Here is a 26,876-nt window from a genome sequence, read left to right on the forward strand (position 1 = left end):
GGCGCTCTGCCTTCACTGCTAGCCTTTGCTGGTGCCCACGACATGGAGAACGTCCAGATTCAGCCGAATTCCTTCGCTGGTGCGCTGCTTATCTATCTCCTGCAGATGCTCTTCCCTGAACCTTTGCAGGTCGCCGGCCGGAAGCTGCTCGACCAGACCGCGGAAACCGCCGTTCCAGACCACCTCCCACCAGTTATCCGCCGATTCCAGATAATAACCGAGGTCTCTTCTGTCCGCCCGGATCTCCGCCAACCCGGCATCCCGAAACAGCGCGATGCACCTCTCTTCCGTGGCAATCCGCTTCCAGCGCAGCGGCGGCCTTTCGATCCCGTATTGCCCGATCCGGTCCAGAAACAGATCCACGCAGGGGGAGAAGCTCCCCTCGTAAAAGCAGGAAATGAGGACCCTGCCGCCCGGTTTCACCTTTGCCGCTATCTGCCGCAGTTGCTTCTCCATATCATCGACAAAGAAGATCCCGAAGGCGCAGACCGCGGCGTCAAAACAACCATCCGGAAACGCCAGCGACTGCATGTCCATTTCCAGGAATTGCACGTTATGGAGCCCTGCGGCCGCTCCCTTGGCGCGGGCCTGGACCAGCATGGCCGACGAGAAATCAACCCCGGTTACCTGAGCCAACGGCAGATGTCCGGCGAGCGCAAGAGCCGCATTGCCGGTCCCGGTCGCAACGTCGAGGAGACGGATGCTCTCCTGGGGATCGAAATACGCTGCCATGGCTCGCGCATTGTCCCGGAAAAACCGGAGCGAATCGTTGTCGTACCCTGCGGCAACGGTCTCGAATGTCTCCCTTACCGCTGCTGAAGCCTTCTGTTCCGGGGTGAGGCCGCTCATTTGCCGTATTCCTTTCTGCTTAGAACTTGATGGCCGGAATTTCGGCTTCGCGCATATTGTCGGCCAGTGTCCAGAAACGGGCGGTTCCGTGGGTGATCCGCATCAGCTTGAAGGTGGGATCGTCCGGATCCACCCCTTGCAAATAGTCACGCTCCGCCACGAGCCGCGCTTTCTTCGACCGGTCATCCAGTTCCTCAACCTCTGCCTCGATCCTGAGCATCTTCGAGAAATCGGGGGCGCAGTAGCAGAGCTCGACCCTGGGGTCTGCGGCAAGCTGCCGGCCGACCGCCTTTTTGGTCGAGGTGGTGAAATGGATCAGGCCGTCGTCGAACAGTACGGTCAGGAATGCCCGCACCCGGGGACACCCCTGGTCGCTGGTGGCGATGTTGAAGACTGGGTTGGCGGTGACGAACTCCAGGACGTTTCCGTATTCCATGGTCTTTCTCCCTTTGGTATGGTTTTCAGGAGAGCCTACCATGGTGCGGCCGCCTCAGGCTTTCGTTTTTCGACCTTTCTTTTGCGAACTCCGGCCATCCGTGAGAAGCAAGCGGTACGCGGCTGGGGAAAGCCCGAAGAGCTTGGAGAAGGTGGCGCAGAGGTAGGCGGAACTCCCGAGCCCGCACTCCAGCGCTACCTCGGTCAGAGTGAGGTCCCTGGCAGCGATCAGTTTTTTCGCCCGTTCCAGGCGGGTGCGCCTGAGATATTCCACCGGGGAAAGCCCGGTTTCGCGGGCAAAAACCCGCCGAAAATGGGTGGTGGAGAGACCTGCGGCTCCGGCCAGTTCGTCTATTGTCAGCTTCTCTGCCAGGCGGGCATGGATTGCCTCGATTGCCCCGCCGATCCTCAGCCGCTCGGAGGCCGGTTCTTTCGAGGCCGGCTCTCCCAGCACCCCGCGGATCAGAGCGTGGCACAGTTCCACCTCCAGGGCCTCAAGTACGGCGAGCCGGCCCGGACTGTCACTCTTTGACTCGCACATGTAGCCGCGAACGAGCGGCAAAAGCTCTTTGGGCCTGGGGAACTGCACTCCCCGGAACATCGGAGGCTCCTGGCAATAGCGGTCCCATTCCTTCTCGAAGAGCTGCGGTTCGATCATAAGCGCCACATAGCGCGGCGGCCCATCGGCAGGTAGTTCGGTGTGGAGGATTTCGGGGGAAAGGGCAAACACATGGCCGGAGAGGAGCGAGATCTCCTCAGCGCCAACCACGGCCCGCCCATGGTCGTCAAAGGGGGCAACGAACATGTATCCCGGATGGGCGTGGTCCTTGGAAAGCGCGTAGAAGCAGGCCCCAGCGACCGGCATGAAGAGGGCGCTTCGCACTCCGGGGAATGCGTCGACATAGCGAAGCTGTTCCGGTGTTACCGGGCCGGTAACCCGGCGGAGAACGGTTTCATTCGCATCCTGTAACACCTTTATGGCCTTCTCCGGTAAAAAACTTTCCCAACCCTTGTACGGCTACCCATTTAATGGAATACCCTTTGACTATAATTCAGATAGTTATAACATAAATTGTCCGCTATTGGCCCCAATTATTGCTAAAATCGTACATTCTGGACCCATTAAGATTTTCATACTTGCTAGGGTCAAAGTTCCACGCCGGTTTAGATTCTTGACGGATTTACCTCACCAGCGGCCGTGACTCGTGCAACGTATCTGTATTGGTCAGGTTGCGCAGCCCAGTGCCGTCGGTCTTGATCATGTACAGATCCGCCCCCTTGGCCATGGTACCGCCGGTCTGGGCAAAGGCCGGGAACACTACATAATTGCCGTCCTTGGAGAACTGTGGCGGGTAGGTGTCCGGATAAAGGTTGCTGGCCGACAGGTTGATCTTTTTCTCGATGGCGCCAGTGATAGCGTTAAGCAGCACGATGCCCACCTCTGTGGCGGAGGCGTAGACGGCGCTGACGGTGTAGCCGCTCGGACTCAAGCCGCCGCCATTGGAGATCAGGGTCAGACCGCTTTTCTGCTCCAGATCGACCGGCGTGCCGCCAAAGGTCGACATGGCGGCCAGATGAAAATCATTGGTCTGTCCCATTTTGAAGGCGACCCGCGACCCATTGTCGCTAATCGACAGGTCCTGAGAAAAGGTTGGTGTCAGCCAGGTGAGGTTAGTGCCGCTGTCGCTGACCACTGCCAGCCAGGTAGTGCCGAGGTGGCTGCTGTCAAAGGCGATGGTCGGGCTATCCTGACCCACCGCCAGCCAGCTCGGGATGAAGCTGTCGCTGGTGTCGATTTTACCACTGCCATTGATGTCAAAACTGATGTCGTCAAAGCCGATATTCGGCGCCAGCATGCTGACAATGCCGTTGTTGGTCTGGTTGACCTGGCTGCCGTTTGTGGTAGTGGTGGCGAAGGTGTACGAACCGGGGTAGAAGAGGCGGCCATTGCTGTTAAGACCAATGCTGTCTTCATAATAGTAGTAGTTGTTACCGAGTGAGTGCATTCGGCAGGACTGGCAGGTGAGCAGGTTCCAGGGGGCACTGTCGTCGTATTTCTCGTTGACCAGGATCTCCATGACTGGCGGGTCAATGATGTTCAGCAGGTTGGTGCGCACCAGCTTGCCGCTGGCACTGAACTCGATCGGTATCCCTAACCCCACCGGGATGGTCTGACTGTTCGACATCTTGAATACCTTGGTGCCGGGATGGCTTATGTCGATACCGGCGGCGGTTACCTCGTCGTACTGGTAGGCGATCAGCAGGTCGGCGTCAGCAACGTTGATCCTCACCATTTTGCGGGTGGTGTCTTCCCGGGTACCGGTCATCTCCACCCAGACCTCATATTCGCCGACCCAGCCGGCGGTGGAGACCGTATCGGTATCGGCGCCGGTGACGTGATTGACATGGTACAGGTAGGTGGACATGTTCGAGCCGTTGGCGAATACATCTTTAACCTGCCCGATTTCAGCCTTGAGCGAGAAATCAAGGGCGGCGTTCCCATACTTCTCTATACCGTTGGCGCGTTTGATAGATACCGCGACCATGGTTACCCCGATCTTGTGTTCGCCGGCGTTGTTATTACTGTCAACCTGGTCATAGCCATTGACAATGATTTCGAATTTGTCCCCCATGGTCAGGTTGTAGGTATTGGTGGTGGCGTTGTACGGGTAGAAATAGTCGCTGGCCGATGTGGAAGGGGTATTCTTGTGGGCCTTGGCCCGGAGGATGCCGATGTCGGCGCCGTTGGCCATTTTGTTGAACGTAGGTGGGACGGTATCGCTCCAGCCGACGTTGGCGGCAAAGTTGAGTTTTTTTGCCGGGACAATTTTGTCGTTGAACAATTTGGTCAAATGGGTGTGCCCGAGTTCATAGATGTTGATCGGCAGTGGATTGCCCCGATCAAATACGGTCTCCTCAACTTTACTCGCCCCGGCGTTGTTCTTGTTCACGCCCGGTAGGCATTTTCTGCCGGTAGGGCAAGGGTTGGTCGGGTGGGTGTGCGTGTAACGCCACTGCACACTGGCGTCGGTCCTGCTCTGGAATGTCACACTCATGGAGCCGGTCTGGGCGTATTGCAGGTCATCGACGGCAATCAGGTCGCTGCTGTTCAGTCCGACGAAGTCGATCCCCTCATGGAAATGATGACGGGGCTCATTGCCGCCCGGTCGGACCTCGCCATAGCCGGCGGCAATGGAGCTGAAGCCGGAGACCGGCCAGGGAATTGCTGCCGCCGAAACGGTTGCCGCAAGCGGCGCTTTCTGCGGCGCGAGTTTAGAGGTGGTGGCCGGGGCGATTTTGATGAGCTTGCCTACGGAGTTTTCCACCACCACGATGCTGGTGCTGCTCACTGCCAGCGATGTTGGCTGCAACAGCACCGGTCGGATGCCGCCGGGGCCAATGGTTTGTCCCTCCGGACCAAGCAGCGGCACGGCGTCGCTGCCGGTCCAGCGGTAGAGGATGCCGCTGTAGTATTCGCTGAACAGCAGCCGGCCGCTGATGTCAACGCCGAGGGCGGAGTAGAGTGGGTGTTCGGTTTCATCGACACCGGTGTCGATATCCGGCAACAGCCCGGTCGCGATGACCGTGGTGACGGTACCACCGGCGGTGACCCGTCTGATGATGTCGGTACCGTCAGCCACGTAGACGCTGCCATCAGCCGGGTCCAGGGCAAGTTGGGTCGGCTGATCGAAGCGGGCTGCTGTGCCGCTCCCGTCCTGATAGCCGGCTGAGTTGCCGGCGATGGTGGTGACAACACCTGCCGGAGTCATCTTTCTGATGCGGTGGTTCATGGTGTCGGTGATGAGGAAATTTCCGTCTTTTAGTAGGACTATGTCATTTGGGGTGTTGAACTTGGCTGCGGAGCCGCTGCCATCAGCACTGCCGGCGCTGCCGTTCCCGGCGACAGTGGTGACATTGCCGCCACTGTCGATCTTGCGGATGGCATGATTGTGCATATCGACCACATAGATGTCGCCGTTGGCGGTTACAGCAATACCGGCCGGGTTGGAGAACCGGGCTGCGGTCCCCTTAGCGTCGACAAAGCCGCGTGTCGTTGAGCCGGCGATGGTCGCTACGGTGCCGGCGGCATCGACCAGCCGGATTGCATTCTGTTCGCTGACATAAAATCCACCGTTGCTGGTGGTGGCGATGTCATAGGGGGAGATGAAGGCCGCGGTCGTGGCGCTGCCGTCTATGTGCGCCGAGGCGCCGCTGCCGCTGAAGGTGACGATGCTGTAAACCGGAGCGGCTGTCTGGGCCTTGACCAGACAGCCGGTGCCTGCCTGTCGCCAGCCGCTGTCAGCCGTGCCGCCCTTCAAGGCCTTGACACGGTAGTAGTAGGTGGTGTTCTGATCCTGGCTGGTGATGCTGATCGAAAGGGCCTCGCCGGTGTAGACTGATCGGACGGTGCCGCTGAAGTCCGGTGTGGTCGATTCCTCCAGAGTATAGGTGACGCCGCTGCCAGCCACCGGAGTCCAACTGACGCTGTAGTTGCCATCAGAATCGGTTGCCGGGACCTTGAGGGTTGTGGGTGGGTCGAGGCCTGAAACGCCGGGGTTGGAACTGCCCCCGCCACCACCGCATGAGACAATGATCAGAGTAAGGAAGATTGCGCCGAAATGACAGAAAGTGAACCGTTTCATAGTTGCCTCCTTCTGCAGTGGACACATCTTTTGCTCTACTTTGTCACAGTAGTCCTCGCGCTTTGTAATTTTTATTAAAATTTTATCATCAATACAAAGTGAACGCTACGAAAAAACATTGCCTCTCTGTTATCCCTTGTAAGATACCCCTATTCGCCGGAAAGCCAGCAACTGCTTACCGGAAAATGGGCTCTTTAATCTCCAACGGTCTGAAAGGTGCTTATGCATTCCAAAAAAAAACGACCCGTGAAACACGAGTCGTTTTTTCAGAAGCTGTTTCTTGTCTAAATGTAGAATTTTCTCAACTTATGGGGCCGAAAAAACAATTTATGGGTACTCGTACAACCCTTTAGATATCCAGGTTCGAGACGTTCAGCGCATTCTGTTCGATGAACTCCCGGCGGGGTTCGACCTGGTCCCCCATCAGGACGGTGAAGATCTCTTCCGCCTCGATGACGTCCTCGATCTTTACCTGCAGCAGCACCCGGTTCTCCGGATTCATCGTGGTCTCCCAGAGCTGCTCCGGGTTCATTTCACCCAGACCTTTGTAGCGCTGGATATAGAGCCCCTTCTTGGCCGTTTCCAGGAAAAACGAGAGCAGCTGTTCGTGGTTTTCGGTTTCAAGCAGGTTCTTGTTGTCATTACCGACAATGGCAACCCCGTCCCCGAGGAGTTCCCTGACCTTGCCCTGGCTCCCCACCAGCAGTTCGTACTCGTATAAGCCGAGAATCTCGACCGTGTGGGCGTCGATTGCGGTTCTGACATTTCCCAGCTTGCAGATTATCCGGCCATCGGCGTTCACGAAGTCGAACTCCTCGGTTGCCGACTTGATCCTCTCCAGGGACGGGACCAAGTCGTCGAGTTCCTCGCCACCCTTGACGCCATGGTTCAGCAGCAAACGGAGCAGCTCTTCGTTGATCCCTTTGCGGACCACCTTATCGAACAGGTTCTTTCTTTCGATGAGCTGTTTGAGTATCGGGATGATCTGTTTGCCGCGGTAGGTCTTGTCCACCCCAGCAAGGGTCAGAACCATCTCATCGGTTCCCTCTTCCAGCAGGTAGTTTTGCAGCGCAGCCTCGTTACGCAGATACTGCTCCTTCTTGCCGCGCTTGATCTTGTAGAGCGGTGGCTGGGCGATATAAAGATGACCGCGCTCCACCAGCTCCACCATCTGGCGGAAGAAAAAGGTCAGCAACAGGGTCAAAATGTGCGAACCGTCCACGTCGGCATCGGTCATGACTATTATGCGATGATAGCGCAGTTTGGCGATATCGAAGTCTTCCTTGCCGATGCTGGTGCCAAGAGCCGAGATGAGGGTGCGTATTTCCTGCGAAGAGAGCATCTTGTCGAACCGCGCCTTCTCCACATTCAGAATTTTACCTTTCAGCGGCAGAATCGCCTGATACTTCCGGTCCCGCCCCTGCTTGGCAGAACCACCGGCAGAATCACCCTCGACCAGGTAGAGTTCGCAGAGTGCCGGATCTTTTTCCTGACAGTCGGCCAGCTTTCCCGGCAGATTGCCGACTTCGAGCGCGCCTTTTCTCCTCGTCAGATCCCTGGCCTTGCGGGCTGCCTCACGGGCCCGGGCCGCTTCTATCGACTTCCCGATGACATCCTTGGCGACCTTGGGATTTTCTTCGAGAAAAACGGCAAGCTTTTCGTTCATCAGGGTTTCTACATAACCTTTTACCTCTGAGTTGCCGAGCTTTGTTTTGGTCTGGCCCTCAAACTGCGGCTGCGGGATCTTTACCGAAATGACCGCTGTCAACCCCTCTCTCAGGTCTTCACCGGAGACGCTGACCTTTTCGTTCTTCAGCAGATTGTTCGCAGCTGCATAGGCATTCATGGTGCGGGTAAGGGAAGCGCGGAATCCGAAGAGATGCGTGCCCCCCTCATGGGTATTGATATTGTTCGCAAAGGTGAACACCTTCTCGTCATATGAGTCATTATACTGAATCGAAATCTCCATTTCGACCCCGCCCTTTTCGCCCTTGATATAGATCGGCTTGGGGTGAAGAGGGGTTTTGTTGCGATTCAGATATTCAACAAATGAGTTGATCCCGCCTTCATAGAAAAACTCATGGCTCTTGTCCGCAACCCGTTCATCAATGATCTTGATCCGGACCCCGGCGTTGAGAAACGCCAGTTCGCGCAATCTTTGCGACAGCACGTCAAAGGAAAACTCGGTTGTCTCGAAGATCTCGTCGTCAGGTAAAAAATTGATCTTGGTTCCCCGTTTTTTTGTCTCGCCCGTCATCTCAAGACTTGTCAACGGTTCTCCGCGCCGGTAAGACTGACGAAAGATCTTGCCGTCTCTCCTGATCTCCAGCTCGAGTTTTTTGGATAGCGCGTTTACTACCGACACCCCCACACCATGCAGTCCGCCGGAAACCTTATAAGACGCGTTGTCGAATTTGCCGCCGGCATGCAGCACCGTCAATACCACTTCTGCCGCCGACCGACCGGATTCGTGCATATCCGTAGGTATACCCCTACCGTTGTCCACGACGGTTACGGAACCATCGACATGAATAGTGACCGTTACTTCGTCGCAATAACCGGCAAGAGCTTCGTCAATCGAGTTATCGACAATCTCATAGACCAGATGATGCAGCCCTGGAGAGGAAGTGGAGCCGATATACATTGCCGGACGTTTCCGCACTGCTTCCAGTCCTTCAAGAACCTTTATCTGCTCGGCACCGTACTCATTCACGGTTTTGTCAGTCATGTCTTCTCCTCTGAATCTATGTATTACGCTTTATTTGCCGGGCGTACCGTTCCTTGTTCCACGTGAAACAGCCGCAAGTTATTATCTTCGAACAGTTCAAAATCATTGGTGCCGGTTGTAGTCACAAACACCTGCATCCTGCGATCAGTAAGGAATTTCAGGAGATTGGCAATTCTGCGACTGTCGAGTTCGCTGGTCATGTCGTCCAGCAACAGCACCGGCGAGACGGAACGGCATCTTCTCAACAGCTCTATTTCGGCCATTTTCAGCGCCAGAACAAAGCAGCGCTGCTGTCCCTGCGAAGAAGAGTGCCTGAGCGGCTTACCATTAATAGTAAATACGATATCGTCGCGATGCGGACCAGTCAAAGTGGTCCGTTGCAGCAGCTCCGGTTCCCTCCGTTTGTTTAGCGCTGCCGCCAAGCGATCGATATTGTCGTTCAAATCTTCAGAATACGCCAGGCTTCCCGAATGATAGGAAATGGCGACCTCGTCATTAGTGTCGGTGATTTCCCGGAAAGTCTCCTTCAGTAGTTTGTCGATATTCCCGATATAACCGACGCGGCTGGTGACCAGTTGCGCCCCGGCCACAGCCAGCTGCTCATTCCACGGTTCCAGAGAGCTGGTGTCGCCACTCCTGAGAAGGGCATTACGTTGCTTGAGAATCCTCATGTACTCGTGATGTCTGGTCAGATAAATCACGTCGCCGGCAAAAATTGCCCGATCCAGATACCGCCTTCTGGACTCCGGAGCACCCCTGACCATCGTCAACTCTTCCGGCGAAAAAAGCACAACCGTAAGGATGCCGAAGAAATCCGCCACCCTGACAACTGTTTTTTGATCAACCCGGACCTTTTTGCCGGCTTGATCAAGGAGCAGATCCACTTCCCTGTTTAGGCCATCATCGCTTATTAACCCTTTTATCAGCGAAAACTGCTTTTCCCAGCCGATAAGTTCCGGATTCTTGGCCATCCGGAATGATTTAAGGGTTCCGAGCAGATAAATCGATTCAAGGATATTTGTCTTTCCCTGAGCATTGTCACCGCAGAAAATATTGAACCCGGTTCCGAATTCAACCGTGGTGGCTGCAAGGTTACGAAACGATTGGACCGACAGCCTGCTAAGAATCATTGTACCCGCTTCGCTAAAAAGGCCGCTCGAACTGAGAGGCCCCTTGGTTCTCTGCAATCCGACCGGAATTGATTAAAGACGCATCGGCATGATAATGGCTTGAAATCCATCATCTGATGCCGGTTTAATGATCGCCGGGGTCATTTCGCTCTTCATATGCAATTGAACGGTTTCATCGCCAAGCACGGAAAGTACGTCAATGATGTACTTGGCATTAAAACGGGTAACCATTGTATTTCCGGTATAGGAAATTTCAATCTCTTCTTTTGCCTCGCCAATTTCAGGGTTGCTGGATGATATTTCCAGGAGTTCCGGATCGATATTGAATTTAACGCCCTTGAATTTCTCACTGGAAAGAATTGCAATCCTTTTGAGCGCGCGAAGAAATGGTTCTCTATCGACAGTTACGAGCAGGTCGTTGTTTGCGGGAACTACCCTTGTATAATCAGGAAACTCGCCGTCAACCAGGCGCATGACAACGATGGTGTCCCCTTTTTTCACAACGGCGCTGTTGTCCATGAAAGTCATCTCAATATCATCGTCTACATCCTCTGTTATCTTCTTTAACTCGAAAATGCCTTTCTTGGGAAATATGGCTCCGTTACTGAGTTCCGGGCAGATCGATCCGCTCAATTCCCGCTCAACGATGGAGAGTCTATGTCCGTCAGTCGCTACCATCCGCAACAGCTTGCGATCGCCGTCTTCTACGGCCTTAACGAAAATTCCGTTAAGGTTGTATTTGGTTTCATCGTGGCAGATCGCATAGGAGGTTTTCTCGATCATATCATTAAGCATGCTGCCGCTTATCTTGATCAGATTTTCGTCGTGTATTCTCGGGAAATACGGAAATTCGTCAGGGGATAATCCCACAATATTGAACTGAGCCTTGCCGCTTTTCAACTCAACCCAATCATTATCCTTTGTTTTGAAAGTAATTTCTTCATCGGACAATTCTTTTATTATTTCATATAGTTTCTTGGCAGATACGGTAATTTTGCCTTCCTCAATTACGGTAGCGGCATGGGAAGTCTTGATGCCGACTTCAAGATCTGTGGCCAGGATATAGATATTATCATTAAGTGCTTCAATAAGAACATTTGAAAGGATCGGCATGGTATTCTTTTTTTCAACGATACCCTGCACTCGCTGCAATGCCCTTAAAAAAGGTTCTTTGAGAATTTTGAATTCCATGATCGCTCCTTATTTATACTTATAAGTATTTATAGGTAGTAGTAATAGAAAGACCTGTTGATATGTTGATTCGTATCAAAAAACAACGGCTGTACCTGTTGTTGAGAGCATAAATATCTTGTAAACAAGTCTGGTGAGAAACTCATTTGTTCCACACCGGCAAAAAGATTTACACAGTTGCCAACTGTTTTCAACAGGAACCCACTGTCAAGTTAACAGGCTTCTCCTGATAATTTCGATGGTGTTTCTGATCTCGTGATCCTGGCCCAGCAGTTTTTCGATTTTCTTCACCGAATGAATTACTGTCGAATGGTCTTTACCGCCAAATTTGTCGCCTATTTCCGGATATGAAGCCTTGGTAAGTTCACGGCAGATAAAAATTGCGATTTGGCGCGGGACCACAAGAGTTTTAATTCTCTTGTCTGATTTCAGGTCACTTATTTTGAGCTGAAAATGGTCTGCCACTGCTTTTTGAATGTATTCAATGGAGATATCCTTGGATTTGTCGACGATGATATCTTTTAGCACTTCTTTTGCCATTGTCAGGGTTATCTTGCTGTTGGTAAGGCTCGAATAGGCGCCTAGCCTTACCAGCATCCCTTCCAGTTCACGAACGTTGCTGGCAGAGCTGGAGGACAGAAAAAGAGCCACATCGTCAGGAAGCAGTATCCCGTCAAACTCGGCCTTCTTTTTGAGAATGGCGCTCTTGGTTTCAGTGTCCGGAGGCTGTATGTCCGCTATCAGTCCCCACTCGAAACGTGATCTGAGCCGTTCTTCCAATTCCGGAATCTCTTTGGGAAACTTGTCGGATGTCAAAACAATTTGCTTGTGCGATTCATAGAGCGAGTTGAAGGTGTGAAAAAATTCTTCCTGGGTCGCAGGCTTATTTGCCATGAACTGGATATCATCGATCAGAAGGACATCTGCTTTACGAAACTTGTTTCTGAAATCGTCCATCTTCTTATGACGAAGCGAGTTGATCATTTCGTTCATGAACTTTTCGGAAGTGTAATAGCAGATGCGGGCTGACTTGTTCGTGGCCAGGATCTGGTTGCCAATGGCAATAAGCAGATGGGTTTTACCCAAGCCAACGCCGCCGTATATGAATAAGGGGTTATAGTTTGTTGCAGGGTTGTTTGCCACTGCCTGGGAAGCGGCATAGGCAAACTGGTTGCTGCTGCCGCATACAAATTTTTCAAATGTGTATTTTGGATTCAAAAAGGAGAGGTATTCGGACTCTTTTTCCGGTTTACTGCGGGTTTCCTTTGTTGTTGCACTGGCATCGGGCTTGGGATCAGGCTGAGATGCGGCGGTACTCGTTTTTTTCCTGTAATGCGAATTCCAGGGAATAGTTCGTGTTTGTCAGGGCAGTCATCGCCTCTGAGATGATGCTGGAGTACTTCTCGCGGATGAACTCCCTTGAAAAGGAATCCGGGACTTCCAATATCAGATAATCGCCCTGGACAGACTGGAACTTGATCGGCTTAATCCAGGCATTATAGGTCTGAGGAGTCATGACCTTTGATATATTGGTTTGTACCTCTTGCCAGATCTTTTCCATGGAAGTCAACCGGGACACCTGCAACTTGGCAGGATGGTCATTGAATATCCCCGCAGTAAGGCACGAGGCATCTTAGGACATAAATAATCTCTCAACGCAGCCTGCTGCTGGAAATTTAACCCCGAGAGTTAAATCGAGAATGGAAATACTATAGGCCAAAACTCGAGCTTCTATTTTCAGAATTCGATATTTTTGAGAAAGTTTTACACAGGCTTGTCAACAGCCGCGCATATGGATAATTACTATCAATGACGAACTGTTACCGGGCATATCACCTCATCAGACGCCGTTTTTTTGGATTTTGAACACTAACAGAGGGAACTTTAATTTGCAAGGCTAATTTATTTAATAGTTATTGAAATTTCTATTGACTTATAAATGCCTTAGCATGTATAAAACACATTTCATTTAGGGTAAAAACGTATCGAGAACATAAGGAGTGGGTAGATGAAAAGGACATTTCAGCCGAGTAATACTTCAAGAAAAAGAACGCATGGTTTTCTGGTTCGCATGGCAACAAAAAATGGGCGGTTGGTAATCAAGCGTCGTCGTGCAAAAGGTCGCAAGAGACTCTCTGTAACCATAGCAAGCAAGTAATTGAATCGAGAAGCAACTCTTTATTCGTTCAATAAGGGTGAGCGGTTACTCCGTCGCGAAGAATTTCTCAAGGTAAGCAGGGAAGGGCACAGAAGATCGGGCAGGCATTTTATCATCATCAGACTGCCTGCGTGCAGTGCCTCTGCGAGAATAGGAATAACAGCCAGCCGCAAAGTTGGCGGTGCTGTTGTACGTAACCATATAAAGCGACTTGTCAGGGAATGCTATAGATTGAACAAAGGTTGGTTTCAATCAGCAGATTATTCCATAATTGCCCGAAGTAGTGCCGCTCACCTGAATCTTCAGGGTGTTTGCAACGATCTGAGGCAGATTCTGCAACAGTTTAAGGCTGAGCATGGTTAACCGGATCGTTATCCATATGATCGTTTTGTATCAACGGTGCCTGTCTCCTCTGTTGATTCCCCCCTGCCGTTTTTATCCCAGCTGTTCCCAATATGCTATAGAATCGCTAAAAAAGTACGGTTTATTCCGGGGTGCTTGGATGACCCTCCTCCGTCTTGCTAAATGCCATCCCTTTCACCCAGGCGGTATTGATCCCGTCAAATAGATTTTGCGAGGTTTATTTATGGAAAAGAGAGTCCTCATTGCCGTACTTCTCTCAATTGCAGTTATGTACGGTTTTTCATTTCTGTTTCCCCCGCCTCCGGCCAAGGTCGCCAAGACGACAGCAGTACAGGGTTCGACTAGCAGCTCCCGGAATACCGTTACCACGCAAGCCGAAACTGTTGTCAAACCGGATCTGACAAAGGGAGCGCTTCCGGTTGCGCAGGAAGAGCGCGATATTTCGGTAGAGACCGATCTTTATCGGGCCGTTTTCACCTCAAAGGGCGGGGCAATAAAAAAGTTAACCCTGAAATCTTACCGGGAGACGACACGACCGGGTTCTCCTGAGATTGCACTGATCGACGGGAGCAGCAACAGGACACTTACGACTTCAGGAGACGGATTTCTGATCGATCCGAACGCGCAGTTCGCAACATCGGCACCTGCAGTCATTAAAGCGTCAGGGGCTGAAAAGAAGGAACTGGAGTTTGTCTGGACGTCGAATCAGGGAGTAGTTCTCAGGAAGGTTTATTCTTTTTCCGGTAACGACTATGGAATTCAGCTGGTTCAGCAACTTTCTTCAGTCGGCGCTGTTCAGCAGGCCGGAACCCTGCGGCTCACCCTTGCCAACAAGGTCATAACCGGCAGCAAGGAAGGTCGATACGAGGTATATGGACCGGTTACCCTGGCTGACGACAAGGTTTCAACCGTGCCGGTTGCAGACCTTGCCAAAGGGGCCAAGGCTTATGATAAGCAGATCATCTGGACCGGTTTTGCGGACAAGTATTTTCTTAATAGCGTAATCGCAAAAGACGCATCCATCGCTTCGGTAAAGATAAACCAATTGAATCCCAGCCAGGTGGAAAGCGTCATCTCTTCTCCGCAGATCGTTCTGAAGCCCGGCGAATCGGTTGCTGCGGCCTATCGTATCTATTTCGGGCCAAAGGATCTGGAAGTCCTGAAGGCTCAAGGGAGCAGGCTCGAAGAGGTTATCGATTTCGGATGGTTTTCTGCCATTGCCAAACCTCTGCTCATAACCATCAAGTTTTTCAAGAAATATGTCGGCAATTACGGCCTGGCCATAATCATCATAACAATTATTCTGAAGATTCTCTTTTACCCGCTTACGCATACCAGTTACAAATCGATGAAGGAGATGCAGAAGCTTCAGCCAAAGATGCAGGAGCTGAAGGAGAAGTTCAAGAACGATAAGGACGGGATGAACCGCGCGGTCATGGAGCTGTATAAGGCCCACAAGGTCAATCCGCTCGGCGGCTGTCTGCCAATGGTCGTCCAGATCCCGGTTTTCTTCGCGCTGTATAAGGCGCTCATGTTTTCAATCGAATTGCGTCATGCGCCGTTTTATTTCTGGATCCAGGATCTCTCGGCAAAAGACCCTTATTACGTGACCCCGCTTGTTATGGGCGTTACCATGTTTATCCAGCAGAAGATGACCCCGACAAACATGGATCCGGTTCAGGCCAAGATGATGCTGATGCTGCCGGTGGTCTTCACCTTCATGTTCCTGAATTTCCCGTCCGGTCTGGTCCTTTACTGGCTGGTCAACAATATCCTGACCATTGCGCAACAGTCCTATATCAACCGAACCGTAAAGTAGGATGGAAGGTTCACGATGTACATAAGAGACACAATAGCTGCCATCAGCACCCCTGTCGGAGAGGGCGGGATCGGCATTGTGAGGATAAGTGGTAACGATGCGGCGCGTATCGGGGCTGCCATATTCAGATCAAGACAAGACGGTGGCTTTCGAAGCCACCGTTTTTGTTATGGCACGATAGTAACTGCCGATGGCGACATCCTTGACGAGGGTTGTTGCGTTCTGATGCGGGCGCCCCGTTCCTATACAAAGGAAGACGTGTTCGAAATCCACTGCCATGGCGGTGTCCTGGTCACCAGGAAGGTTCTGGAACAGGCCCTTGCAGCAGGGGCGCGACTGGCGGCGCCGGGCGAATTCACCAAAAGGGCATTTCTCAACGGCAGAATCGATCTGCTCCAGGCAGAAGCGGTTATGGATGTCATCAGGAGCAAGACCGACGCGGCCTTGCGCATGGCCGAACATCAGCGCGAAGGTGTGCTGTCCGGCCGCATTACGGAAATCAGGGATTCCCTTCGGGACGTGGCGGCAATGGTCGAAGCGCATATCGATTTCCCTGAAGAAGATATCGAGCTTCCGATTGTCGAGGACCTGAAGCTGTCAATCACCACGGCCATAGACGGCCTTTCGACGTTGCTGACCAGCTTCAACGAAGGCAAGGTTTTGCGTGACGGGGTCTCGGTGGCGATTGCCGGGAAACCGAATGCCGGAAAATCAAGCCTTCTGAATGCCCTGTTGCGGGAAGAGCGGGCTATTGTTACGGAACTGCCGGGCACAACCAGGGATGTCATCGAAGAGGTCATAAATATCCAGGGGCTTCCGGTACGGCTGCTCGATACGGCCGGGATCAGGGAAACATCCGACCTGGTTGAGCAGCTCGGTATCGACCTGGCCCTTGACAGGATTTCCCGGGCTGATCTCGTGTTGTTTATTCTTGACCGCTCGCGGCCGCTCGACACGGACGATCTCCGGATTCATCAGGAAACGCGTTGTCGCAACATTCTGGTGGTCAGAAATAAGAGCGACCTCCCTGAGGCCATCAGCATGCCCGATCTCTTTGCCGGTTATCCGGTCGTAGATATCTCTACCGTCACGGGCGAGGGTATTGATCGACTGAGGAGCGAAATCCATGGTGCCTTCATCTCCGGGACCGCCGTTGACAGCAGGGAATATGCGGCAATTTCCCAGGAGCGTCATTTTGAGGCGCTTACGAATTCCGTGAAATTGCTGCAAGGCTCTTTGGCGGCACTCAGTTTCGGTCAGCTGGAAATTGTGGCGATTGACGTTCGTGAAGCTCTTGGTGCAATAGGTGAGGTAACAGGAGAAACCACTCCGGACGATGTGCTGGATCTGGTGTTCTCCCGGTTCTGTATTGGCAAGTGAGGTCATGTTTCACGTGAAACATGTATGCAGTATCCCGATAAATCCGGGCTTGCGGCGCGGTTACGGTCTCATGTGCGGCCGTATGAATCATGCGCAGCTCAATGGAGCGACTCGTAATGATCATGTATGACAACAAATATGACGTGATTGTGGTTGGCGGGGGGCACGCGGGGTGTGAGGCCGCCCTTGCCGCGGCACGGATGGGGTGCAGGACGCTGATGCTGACCATCAACCTCGATGCGATCGCGCTCATGTCTTGTAATCCTGCCATCGGCGGGCTGGCCAAAGGGCATCTGGTGAAGGAGATCGATGCCATGGGCGGTGAGATGGCAAAGAACATCGATGCCACCGGAATCCAGTTCAGGGTGTTGAATACCCGGAAAGGCCCGGCAGTCCGGGCCTCCCGGGCCCAGGCCGACAAGCAGCAGTACCGGCTCCGGATGAAACGGATCCTCGAAGGCCAGGAGCGGCTCGATCTGAAGCAGGGCGAGGTTACGGCGCTGCATGTCGAAGACGGCCAGGTGCTGGGGGTGGACACCAGGGCAGGGGTGCGTTACCAGGGGGCGACCGTTGTTCTTACTACCGGAACCTTCATGCGGGGGCTGATCCATATCGGGCTGGTGAACTACCCCGGCGGCCGGGCCGGCGATATCCCGTCCATCGGGCTGTCCGACCAACTGCGCGAACTGGGGTTCAGCGTCGGCAGGCTCAAGACCGGCACTCCGGCACGCCTGGATGGCAGAACCATCGATTTCGGCCGGCTGGAGGCGCAACCTGGCGATGACCCACCGGCGCCGTTCTCCTTTGCCACGGAGCGAATCGACCGTCCCCAGGTGCCGTGCTATATCGCCTATACCAATCCGCTCAGTCACGATATCATCCGTTCGGGGCTGGACCGGTCTCCGTTGTACGCCGGGATCATAGAAGGGATCGGGCCGCGCTACTGCCCCTCGATTGAGGACAAGGTGGTCCGGTTCCCTGATCGCGACCGGCACCAGACCTTCATCGAGCCTGAAGGGGCCGACACCGTGGAGTATTATCCTTCGGGGCTGTCCACGTCGCTGCCGATAGATGTGCAATGGGCGTTTTACCGCTCCATCAAGGGGCTGGAGCGGGTCGAGATCATGCGGCCGGCGTATGCGATCGAGTACGACTATGTCGATCCGATTCAGGTCCATGCTTCCCTGGAAACCAAGCTCATTCGCAATCTGTATCATGCCGGGCAGATCAACGGCACTTCTGGTTATGAAGAGGCAGCCGGCCAGGGGTTGATGGCCGGGATCAATGCCGCCCTGCAGGTTCAGGGGAAAGAGCCGCTGGTCCTGGGGCGCAACGAGGCCTATATCGGCGTGATGATCGATGACCTGGTCACGCTCGGAACCAAGGAGCCGTACCGGATGTTCACGTCGCGGGCCGAATACCGGTTGCTGCTCAGGGAGGATAATGCCGACATCCGCCTGCGAGAAAAGGGGCGAGCAATCGGCCTGGTATCTGAAGAAGAATTCGGTAAATTCAGCGAAAAAAGGGACCTGATCGGCACGGAGCTGGAAAGAATCAGGCAGGCACGGATCCTGCCGTCGTCCGCAGATCCGCAATTTCTGGAGAGATACGGACTGACCGGGATGCAGAATGCGGTAACGTACGAGCAGCTCCTGCGCAGGCCCGATTTCACCTGGCGCGATCTGATAGCGCTCGACCAGACGGTCAGTGAAGCGGATGACGCGGTCTGGGAGCAGGTGGAAATACAGGTCAAGTACCAGGGGTATATCGATCGTCAGCTCGATCAGGTGGCGCGGTCCCGGGGAGTTGAAGCGGTGCGGATACCGGCGGAATTCGATTATGGCCAGCTTTCAGGGCTGTCTACCGAGGTCAGGGAAAAGCTGCAGAAGTTCCGGCCCGACACCCTTGGGCAGGCGACCAGAATCCCCGGCGTCACGCCTGCGGCGATTGCCATCCTGTCGGTAGCGCTGAAGTCGAGGGGGCGAAAATGAGTCCAGCCGAAATGGAACTTCTCCGTGACGGCGCCAAAGAACTCGGGATAGAGCTGTCAGATTCGGAGCTGGACCGGTTTAGACTTTTCACCGATGAGCTGTTGCGCTGGAATGCGAAGCTGAACCTCACGGCGCTCACTGATCCCCGGGACATAATCGTCAAGCATTACCTCGATTCGCTTACGATCAACTCCAGTCTGCCGCTTGGCGCCAGCCTGCTCGATTTCGGCTCCGGTGCCGGGTTTCCGTGTCTGCCGCTCAAGATCGTTCGTCATGACCTCGACCTGCTCTCTGTCGATTCCGTCCAAAAGAAGATCAACTTTCAGCGCCAGGTGTCAAGACTGCTCGGCCTGGAACGGTTCAAGGCGCTGCATACCCGGGTGGAGGCGCTGGCAAAAGAAGGGGGGCGTTTTGATTTCGTGGTGGCGCGGGCCGTTGCTGATGTTGCGGTACTCGCCCGGCTGGGCGCACCGTTTCTGGCCGAGAATGGCCGATTGATCGCCATGAAGGGGAGCCGGTGGCGCGAGGAAATCGTTGAAGCCGGCCGAGAGCTCGATGAGCTCGGCCTGGCGGTGATCGAAACCAGAGAGCTGCGGCTGCCGATAACCGGTGATGAACGGGGAATTGTTATCATCGGGAGAAAATAGCTTGACACTTTTTCATTGCGCCGAAATCGGCCTGTAATCGTCCCGGGTCATATTCGCTTGCCTACCCCTTTCCCGCAAGGCTTTTCGCTTCCAGAGATCAAATTTGAAAGCCGGTAAAATGCCTAATAGTTAGGCATAGACTTACCGGGCAGATCGGATTACAAAATGCGATTCCGACCATGCCTAATTTTTGTGCGCAACGCGATCCCGGTAACGGATCAGTAATGCGGAGGCGGCTCCTCCTCGTCGGGTAACCTGGTCAGTGCCGGCAGCGCAATGCTCAACTGGTCCCGCAACATGGCTATATCAGTCTCCAGCCGTTTGATGGTCAGCTCCTGGCGGTAGACGATCTCGCTGAGCTCGGAAATTGTCTTCTCCTGGTGCATATATCTGGTTTCCAGCTCGATGATCCGCTCTTCCATTTTTCCCCTCACAATCCTGATTCGTCCTGGTTCGGCCTGCTCTGCAGGGTGGCGGACCCGATGGCTCCGAGCAGCGCCACCAGGGAAGCGAGCAGCAGGGCAGTAGCAAACGATCCGGAGCTGTCGGCCATCATGCCGGCAACGCTGGGGCCGACCGCCTGGCCGATGCCGAAAAATAGGGTTACGAAGCCGAGGGCTGCCGGCGCCATCCTGTGACCGAGAATGTCGCCGCACGCCGCGGCCATGATTGCCGGGATGCTAAAGGCCGAAAGTCCGTAACAGACCGCGGCAACTATGAAACCCCACCTGGACGTGGTCAGGCCGAACAGGGCAAAGGTTGCCGAGTGAATCAGGTAAACTGCGACCAGCGTGTGCTTGCGGCCGATCCGGTCGGAGATCGCACCCCAGAGAAAACCTCCCATAAGACTTGCCCATCCCATGGCCATGAACAGGCTGCCGGCTTCGGCCCGGCTGTACCCGCCGGCGCTGATCAGGTGCTTGACAAAAAAGGTCATGAAGATGATATAGGAGAAACCGAAGGCGACATAGACAAATCCCAGATGCCAGACCGGCCATGACCGGTAGACCGAGCTCCAGGAACGGTTCACCGCCGGAGGAGTTTGGGTGGCGCCGGCATAGGGGGTGGCCAGGGAAAGGGATGCAGCGCCGCGGTTGCGGACCAGAAGAAGGCAGAGCAAGGCGATTGCCAGGGATGCCGCGCCGAACAGGTACCAGCAGAATCGCCAGCCGGACTGGCCGTAGAGCTGCATTAATTCCGGCGCCAGCGGCCCGACCGCGATCAGTGCCAGGGAGGAGCCGCTGACGGCGATCCCGGCTGCAAAACCGCGGCGGTTTGCCGGAAACCAGGCGGCCCACATTCCCATAACGGCGATATTGGCCGCGCCACTGCCGACCCCGGTCAGGCAGCGCCAGGCAGCAGCGGCAAGAAAGGAATCGGCCATTCCGGTCAGGATCATGGCCAGGCCGGAAACAGCCAGCCCGGCGGCGATAACCGATCTTGGACCCAGGTGGGAGGCCAGCGCACCGCCAATGGCGGCCATGGCCAGGTAGCCGGCCAGGTTTGCCGTGGCCAGGGCGCCTGCCTGGGTGTTGTCCAGCCCCAGGCCGGTCTGCATGGCCGGCAGCACAACCGTATAGCCGAAGCGCGCCAAGCCCAGCGCGGCAAAAACGGCAAGGGTGCCGGCAAACAGGACGATCCAGCAGTATCCGGGCCTGTTGGTCCACGTCATAGCAAAAAAACACTCGTCATAGCAACTTCCTTTGAATAAAACTGACAGGTGCAGGTGCCATTTTTTCATCTGTTGCCTTGAAAATCCACCACGTCAAGGAGGATTTTCAAGGTAATATTATTACAGCAGCTTCCTGAGGAACTGACCGGTGTAGGAGCGGGTTATCCGGGCCAGCTCTTCCGGCGTGCCGGAGGCGACGATCTCGCCCCCACGGTCGCCCCCTTCGGGGCCGAGATCGATAATCCAGTCGGCTGTCTTGATGACGTCCAGGTTGTGCTCGATTATGACGATCGAGTTGCCTCCGGCCACGAGCTGACGGAGTACGTCCATGAGCTTGGCGATATCGGCGAAATGAAGACCGGTGGTGGGCTCGTCGAGGATATAGATGGTACGGCCGGTAGCGCGCCGGGCAAGCTCCTTGGCGAGCTTTACCCGCTGCGCCTCGCCGCCGGACAGGGTGGTTGCGGCCTGTCCGAGCTGGATGTAGCCGAGGCCGACCTCTTCCAGGGTTTTGAGCTTGTTGCGGACCTTGGGGATTGCGCCAAGAAACTCGCATGCCTCGGATACGGTCATGGCGAGTAGATCGGCGATCGATTTCCCCTTGTACCGGACTTCAAGGGTTTCCCGGTTGTACCTGGCTCCCTTGCAGACCTCGCACTGCACGTAGACGTCCGGAAGGAAATGCATCTCGATCTTGATGATGCCGTCGCCGGAACAGGCCTCGCACCGCCCCCCCTTGACGTTGAACGAATAGCGGCCCGGCTTGTAGCCCCGGATCTTTGACTCCGGGAGCTGGGCAAAGAGGTCGCGGATATCGGAAAAGACGCCGGTGTAGGTGGCCGGGTTGCTGCGGGGGGTACGGCCGATCGGCGACTGGTCGATATTGATCACCTTGTCCAGGTATTCCAGGCCGAGCACGTCTTTGACGGCGCCGGCGCGTTCACGGCTCCGGTTGATCCTCTGGCCGAGCACCTTGTGCAGGGTGTCGATCACCAGGGTCGACTTGCCGGAGCCGGAAACGCCAGTGACGCAGGTCATGACGCCGAGTGGTATATCCACGGTGAGGTCCTTCAGGTTGTTCTCGGTCGCCCCGACGATCTTCAGAAACTTGTCGGCCGTACGGCGCTTGGCCGGCACCGGAATGGACAGTTCTCCGGACAGGTATTTTCCGGTCAGAGACGCGGGGTTGGCCATGATCTCCGCCGGCGTCCCCTGGGCGATGACCTCCCCGCCGTGGACCCCGGCGCCGGGTCCCATGTCGATCACATGGTCCGCCTCCATGATCGTCTCTTCGTCATGCTCCACCACCAGCACCGTGTTGCCGATATCCCGCAGATGCTTGAGGGTATTGAGAAGCCGGACGTTATCCCGTTGATGCAGCCCTATGGACGGCTCGTCGAGGATATAGAGCACGCCGACCAGGGACGACCCGATCTGGGTGGCAAGGCGGATCCGCTGCCCTTCGCCGCCGGAAAGGGTGCCGGCGGTACGGTCCAGGGAGAGGTAGTCGAGTCCGACGTTGACCAGAAAGTTGAGCCGCTCCCTGATCTCCTTGAGGATGCGCCGGGCAATTTCGGCCTCTTTTTCCGTGAGCTTGAGCCCGGCGAAGAACTCCAGGCAATCCCGGATCGACAGGGCAGTGACCTCGGCGATGTTCTTTTCCCCGACGCGGATGAACAGCGCCTCGGGCTTGAGCCGCGCACCATTGCAGGTAGGGCAGGGCATGATGTTCATGTACTTTTCCAGATCCTCGCGGACCTGATCGGAATCGCTTTCCTTCCAGCGGCGCTCCAGGTTGTTCAGCACCCCTTCGAACTCCTTCTGGTAGGTATGGCGGCGTCCGGCGTCCTCCTCCCACCAGAACTCGATCTTCTCACCTCGGGACCCGTTCAGGATCATGTCGCGCACATCTTCCGGAAGGTCTTTGAACGGCGTCCGGATGTCAAACTTGTACGCCTTGGCAAGGGCGTCCAGGGTCATGTGGTACCAGGACGACAGCCGCTTCTCCCAGGGGGCGATGGCGCCTTCGCGGACCGACAGCTCAGGATTCGGCACCACCAGCTCCGCATCGAAATACATCCTGGTCCCCAAGCCGGTGCAGTCCGGGCAGGCACCGTAAGGGTTGTTAAAGGAAAACATCCTCGGGGTCATCTCGGGGTAGGAGATGCCGCAGTCTATGCAGGCCAGGGCCTCTGAGAACAAAATTGTATCACCGCCGACGATGGCGACCTTTGCCACCCCTTCGGCGTGGTTGAGCGCGGTCTCGAAGGAATCGGCCAGCCGCCGCTCGATCCCGGGTTTGACGATCAACCGGTCAACGACGATGTCGATGTCATGCTTCTTTTTCTTGTCCAGCTCGATCTCGTCGGCCAGCTCGATCGGGGTACCGTCGATGATGACGCGGGTGAAGCCGTCCTTGCGGAGCTGGTTGAGCTCCTTGCGGTATTCGCCCTTGCGGCCCCGGACCATTGGGGACAGGAGCTGGATCTTGGTCCCCTCAGGCTGGGACATGACCTGATCCACCATCTGCGATACGGTCTGGGAGGCGATCAGTTTGCCGCAGCTGTAGCAATAAGGCCTTCCTACCCGGGCAAAAAGGAGGCGCAGGTAGTCGTAAATCTCGGTAACCGTGCCGACGGTAGACCTGGGATTGCGGCTGGTGGTCTTCTGTTCGATGGAAATGGCCGGAGACAGCCCTTCGATGGACTCCACGTCCGGTTTTTCCATCTGCTCCAGAAACTGGCGCGCATAGGCGGACAGGGACTCAACGTACCGGCGTTGCCCTTCGGCGTAGATGGTGTCGAACGCCAGGGTCGATTTCCCCGAACCGGAGATGCCAGTGATAACGACCAGCTGGTCGCGGGGGATCTCGACGTCGATACATTTCAAATTATGTTCGCAGGCGCCCTTGATAACAATTTTTTCGTGAGACATAAGCATCCCGTTTGCGGAAATAAGTTAGCAATATAACACATAGTAACGATATCATGAAATAAGCAGAGCTGCATCCGGCAGTGTGGTTATGACAGGAGAGATTACTAGCTTTTGAACTGCAGGCTGTGGAGCCGGTAATACAGCCCCTGGCTGGCCAGCAGCTCGGAGTGGCTCCCTTCTTCGACCTTCTCGCCGCGATGGATTACCGCGATCCGGTCGGCATCGCGAATGGTTGACAGCCGGTGCGCCACGACCAGTGTGGTTCTGCCCGCCATAAGACGCTGCAAACCTTCCTGAATCAGCCTCTCGCTGGCCGTGTCCACGCTGGCCGTGGCCTCGTCAAGGACCAGGATCTGCGGATCGAATGCCACTGCCCGCGCAAACGAGATCAGCTGGCGCTCGCCGGCCGAGAAGTTGACCCCGCGTTCCCGGACCTCTTCCCGGTATCCGTTGGGGAGCCGCTCGATGAAGCGGTCGGCACCGACGACTGCGGCGGCTTTGGCAACCCTGGGGCGGATCGTATCGTCATTGAGGCAGATATTGTCCTCGATACTGCCGGTAAAGAGGTACGGATCCTGGAGGACTATGCCGATCCTTTGCCTGAGCTCGGCGACCGGCATCCGGCGCAGATCGATTCCGTCAATGGCGATGCTCCCCTTGATGACGTCGTACAGCCGCGACAACAGCCGTGTTACAGTGGTTTTGCCGCCGCCGGACTCGCCCACAAGCGCAATCTTCTCCCCCTGGGAGATCGTGAGGCTGAAGTTTTTCAGCACATACTCCTCCCCCTTGTAGGCAAACCAGACATCGCGGAACTCGATGGCGCTGAAATTGTGTGGAGGTGATATTGTTTCGCCTGCAGCGGGCTCCGGGAGGTACTCGCTGGTATCAAGCAGGTTGAACAGCCGCTCCAGTGCCGCCATTGCCCCCTGCATCACCGAATATTTGGCCGAGAGGTCCCGGATCGGCGAGAAAAACTTCTCGATGTACTGGATGAAAGCGACCAGGGCGCCGAACGTCAGGGCGCCGCTGATTATCTCGCCGCCGCCGTACCAAATCAACAGGCCTACGGCAACGGAGGAGAGCGCTTCTACCGCGGCGTAGAGCGAGGCGTCCCAGGTTATCACCGGCAGGTTGGCGTCGCGGTAGGACGAGTTGAGGCGCCGGAACTCCTCCTGCTCGGATTTTTGCCGGTTGAACAGCTGGATGACCGATATGCCGCCGATGGACTCGTTCAGGGAGCTGTTCAGTGCGGCAAGCCGCGACCGCACCTGGCGGAAGGCGGCCCGCATCTTGCGGCGGAAGGCAAAGGCGACCCAGAGTAGTATCGGGAGGACCGAAAACGTGGCCAGGGAGAGCCGGAGGTTCATCCAGAGCATCACCCCGACGATGCCTGCCAGCAGCAGCAGATCGCCCACCACCGTAATGATGCCGGCGGCAAACATCTCCCCCAGGACCTCCACGTCGCTGGTCAGCCGGGTAACAAGGCTTCCTGTCGGGGTCCGGTCGTAAAAGGAGGTGGACAGCCTTTGCACATGAACAAACAGCTCCAGCCGAAGGTCCTGCATGATCCTTTGGCCGATATACTGCAGCAGCCAGACTTCGGTGAACGAGAGCAGGGATTCGACCATGATCAGCCCCAGGAAACCCGCGGCGATCTTCGGCACTCCGGCCATCTGGCCGGTCACGATATGATTGTCAATGGCAAGCTTGATCAGCAGCGGCTGGGCAAGCTTGGCTGCAGTGGTCAGCGGCAGAATGGCCAGGGTAACCAGCACCAGCCAGCGATAGGGGCGCAGATACGCCAGGAACCTCCCCATCAGCGCCCGGTCATAGGCCTTGCCGACGATCTCGTCTTCGTATATCCCGCCGAAACGCATTAAACTCCCCCTGCCAACAAACTACCCATTTGACACCGGCAAGTCAACCTGTGTATCTTGCAGATGCCCGTGAACATTAACAGCCCACAGAACGCTTCCCCTTCGCCGCTCAAGGTTTATTCATTCCTGGTGCTTACCACTTTTTTCTGGGGGGGGAGCTTCCTGTTCAACAAGCTGGGGCTCAGAGAGGTCCCGCCGGTCCATTTTGTCTTCATCCGGTTTTCGCTGGCAGCGCTCATCATGCTTGCACTGTGCGCGAACCGTCTGAAGGGGATGACGCCGGACATCCTCCGGCGGGGCGCGACTGTAGGTGTGGCTCTGGGTTTGACCAACCTGACGTTTGTCTTCGGTGTCAGCGGTACCAGCATCTCCCGGGCCGGAATACTGAACAACATGTTCGTGCTGTTCATCCCACTGATCTGCGCCCTGGTCTGGAGGGACCGGGTAGGGCGGGTGAACATGGCGGGAATCGCCTTGGCCGTGGCCGGCATCGGGCTGCTCGCCTCGGGCGGCGCCGGGTTCAACCGGGGAGATTCCATATCGACCCTCTGCGCGGCATTCATCGCCATCCACATCATATCGGTTTCAAAAGTCCTTCGTAACGACGACGTTTACCTCATCTCCCTGGTCCAGTTCGTAACGGTTGCAACCATGTCCGGGATTGCGGCGCTGGCAACCGGCGCGCCGGCATACGTCATCGGCACGACCGGCGCGCTTTCGCTCGTCTATTGCGCGATCTTTCCGACGGTGCTCTGTTTCACGCTGCAGAACAACTATCAGGGGTATACGACCCCCACCAGGGCCGGGCTCATCTACACCCTCGATCCGGTCTGGAGCCTGCTGGCAGGGATCATTTTTCTCGGGGAACGATTGGAGGCGCGGGAATGGATCGGTTGCGGCCTCATATTTATGGCGGTACTGGCGCCGCTGTTGTTCCGGCTGTTGCTGGAACGGCGCCTGCAGGAGCGGTATAAGGGGTAAAACTTCAATCGGATCTATTTGAAGTTCGGATTCCATAAAAAAGGACCGCTCACAGACGGGCGGTCCTTTTTAATC

At 55.4% G+C, this 26,876-nt stretch carries 21 protein-coding genes; 8 read left to right on the top strand and 13 right to left on the bottom strand.

Annotated features, from left to right (window positions below):
• Positions 1 to 18: 18 nt before the first annotated feature.
• From OR1_RS03740 to OR1_RS23205, 9 genes are all read right to left on the bottom strand, one after another.
• A complete protein-coding gene (locus OR1_RS03740; protein ID WP_041970097.1) occupies positions 19 to 849 on the bottom strand; it encodes a class I SAM-dependent methyltransferase in 831 nt (276 codons plus the stop codon).
• A gap of 19 nt (positions 850 to 868) precedes the next feature.
• Entirely contained in the window at positions 869 to 1,327 is a 459-nt protein-coding gene (locus tag OR1_RS03745; protein ID WP_082002788.1) for a pyridoxamine 5'-phosphate oxidase family protein, read from the bottom strand.
• Positions 1,328 to 1,339: 12 nt separating this feature from the next.
• Positions 1,340 to 2,257, bottom strand: coding sequence for an AraC family transcriptional regulator (locus OR1_RS20550; RefSeq protein ID WP_052440237.1), 918 nt, complete (start codon positions 2,255 to 2,257; stop codon positions 1,340 to 1,342).
• Positions 2,258 to 2,465: 208 nt separating this feature from the next.
• Positions 2,466 to 5,927, bottom strand: a complete 3,462-nt coding sequence (locus OR1_RS20555; RefSeq protein ID WP_052440238.1) for a hypothetical protein — start codon at positions 5,925 to 5,927, stop codon at positions 2,466 to 2,468.
• A gap of 349 nt (positions 5,928 to 6,276) precedes the next feature.
• Entirely contained in the window at positions 6,277 to 8,655 is a 2,379-nt protein-coding gene (gene gyrB, locus OR1_RS03760; protein ID WP_041970100.1) for a DNA topoisomerase (ATP-hydrolyzing) subunit B, read from the bottom strand.
• Positions 8,656 to 8,678: 23 nt separating this feature from the next.
• Complete coding sequence (recF, locus tag OR1_RS03765; RefSeq protein WP_041970101.1) at positions 8,679 to 9,785, bottom strand: DNA replication/repair protein RecF; 1,107 nt, start codon at positions 9,783 to 9,785, stop codon at positions 8,679 to 8,681.
• A gap of 72 nt (positions 9,786 to 9,857) precedes the next feature.
• Complete coding sequence (gene dnaN / locus OR1_RS03770) at positions 9,858 to 10,976, bottom strand: DNA polymerase III subunit beta (RefSeq protein WP_041970102.1); 1,119 nt, start codon at positions 10,974 to 10,976, stop codon at positions 9,858 to 9,860.
• Between the two features lie 207 nt (positions 10,977 to 11,183).
• Positions 11,184 to 12,326, bottom strand: coding sequence for a chromosomal replication initiator protein DnaA (gene dnaA / locus OR1_RS03775; protein ID WP_370543329.1), 1,143 nt, complete (start codon positions 12,324 to 12,326; stop codon positions 11,184 to 11,186).
• Positions 12,271 to 12,537 (bottom strand): DnaA N-terminal domain-containing protein, encoded by a 267-nt coding sequence (locus tag OR1_RS23205; protein WP_041970103.1) that lies wholly within the window; start codon positions 12,535 to 12,537, stop codon positions 12,271 to 12,273. The genes dnaA and OR1_RS23205 overlap by 56 nt, the downstream gene beginning before the upstream one ends.
• A gap of 447 nt (positions 12,538 to 12,984) precedes the next feature.
• Here OR1_RS23205 and rpmH point away from each other — a divergent pair, with 447 nt between their 5' ends.
• The 7 genes from rpmH to rsmG all read left to right on the top strand — a co-directional run bounded on the left by rpmH (position 12,985) and on the right by rsmG (position 19,334).
• Complete coding sequence (gene rpmH / locus OR1_RS21365; RefSeq protein ID WP_082002790.1) at positions 12,985 to 13,134, top strand: 50S ribosomal protein L34; 150 nt, start codon at positions 12,985 to 12,987, stop codon at positions 13,132 to 13,134.
• Entirely contained in the window at positions 13,135 to 13,497 is a 363-nt protein-coding gene (gene rnpA, locus OR1_RS21370) for a ribonuclease P protein component (RefSeq protein ID WP_082002791.1), read from the top strand.
• Positions 13,490 to 13,702 carry a membrane protein insertion efficiency factor YidD gene (yidD, locus tag OR1_RS21375; RefSeq protein WP_082002792.1) on the top strand — a complete coding sequence of 71 codons (213 nt, stop codon included), beginning with the start codon at positions 13,490 to 13,492 and terminating at the stop codon, positions 13,700 to 13,702. Before rnpA ends, yidD begins: the two co-directional genes overlap by 8 nt.
• 18 nt (positions 13,703 to 13,720) lie before the next feature.
• Complete coding sequence (yidC, locus tag OR1_RS03785) at positions 13,721 to 15,316, top strand: membrane protein insertase YidC (RefSeq protein ID WP_041970104.1); 1,596 nt, start codon at positions 13,721 to 13,723, stop codon at positions 15,314 to 15,316.
• A gap of 15 nt (positions 15,317 to 15,331) precedes the next feature.
• Positions 15,332 to 16,696: a tRNA uridine-5-carboxymethylaminomethyl(34) synthesis GTPase MnmE gene (gene mnmE, locus OR1_RS03790; RefSeq protein WP_041970106.1), complete on the top strand. Its 1,365-nt coding sequence runs from the start codon at positions 15,332 to 15,334 to the stop codon at positions 16,694 to 16,696.
• A gap of 116 nt (positions 16,697 to 16,812) precedes the next feature.
• Positions 16,813 to 18,687, top strand: a complete 1,875-nt coding sequence (mnmG, locus tag OR1_RS03795; RefSeq protein WP_041970107.1) for a tRNA uridine-5-carboxymethylaminomethyl(34) synthesis enzyme MnmG — start codon at positions 16,813 to 16,815, stop codon at positions 18,685 to 18,687.
• On the top strand, positions 18,684 to 19,334 hold the full coding sequence (gene rsmG, locus OR1_RS03800) for a 16S rRNA (guanine(527)-N(7))-methyltransferase RsmG (RefSeq protein WP_041970108.1): 651 nt from the start codon (positions 18,684 to 18,686) through the stop codon (positions 19,332 to 19,334). The genes mnmG and rsmG overlap by 4 nt, the downstream gene beginning before the upstream one ends.
• Before the next feature lie 218 nt (positions 19,335 to 19,552).
• Here rsmG and OR1_RS03805 read toward each other — a convergent pair whose 3' ends face one another.
• The 4 genes from OR1_RS03805 to OR1_RS03820 form a co-directional block, all read right to left on the bottom strand.
• Positions 19,553 to 19,756 (bottom strand): SlyX family protein, encoded by a 204-nt coding sequence (locus OR1_RS03805; protein WP_041970110.1) that lies wholly within the window; start codon positions 19,754 to 19,756, stop codon positions 19,553 to 19,555.
• 8 nt (positions 19,757 to 19,764) lie between these two features.
• The gene (locus OR1_RS03810) at positions 19,765 to 21,006 is read right to left on the bottom strand and encodes an MFS transporter (protein ID WP_041970111.1); all 1,242 of its coding nucleotides are present in this window, start codon (positions 21,004 to 21,006) and stop codon (positions 19,765 to 19,767) included.
• A gap of 120 nt (positions 21,007 to 21,126) precedes the next feature.
• Positions 21,127 to 23,940, bottom strand: coding sequence for an excinuclease ABC subunit UvrA (gene uvrA, locus OR1_RS03815; RefSeq protein ID WP_041970112.1), 2,814 nt, complete (start codon positions 23,938 to 23,940; stop codon positions 21,127 to 21,129).
• 104 nt (positions 23,941 to 24,044) lie between these two features.
• Positions 24,045 to 25,820, bottom strand: a complete 1,776-nt coding sequence (locus OR1_RS03820) for an ABC transporter ATP-binding protein (RefSeq protein ID WP_041970113.1) — start codon at positions 25,818 to 25,820, stop codon at positions 24,045 to 24,047.
• A 75-nt stretch (positions 25,821 to 25,895) separates the two neighbouring features.
• On the opposite strand from OR1_RS03820, the gene OR1_RS03825 reads away from it, so the two are divergent.
• Positions 25,896 to 26,801: a DMT family transporter gene (locus tag OR1_RS03825; RefSeq protein ID WP_162483603.1), complete on the top strand. Its 906-nt coding sequence runs from the start codon at positions 25,896 to 25,898 to the stop codon at positions 26,799 to 26,801.
• Positions 26,802 to 26,876 lie beyond the last annotated feature (75 nt).

The organism is Geobacter sp. OR-1 (assembly GCF_000813145.1).
Classification (GTDB): Bacteria; Desulfobacterota; Desulfuromonadia; order Geobacterales; family DSM-12255; genus Geoanaerobacter.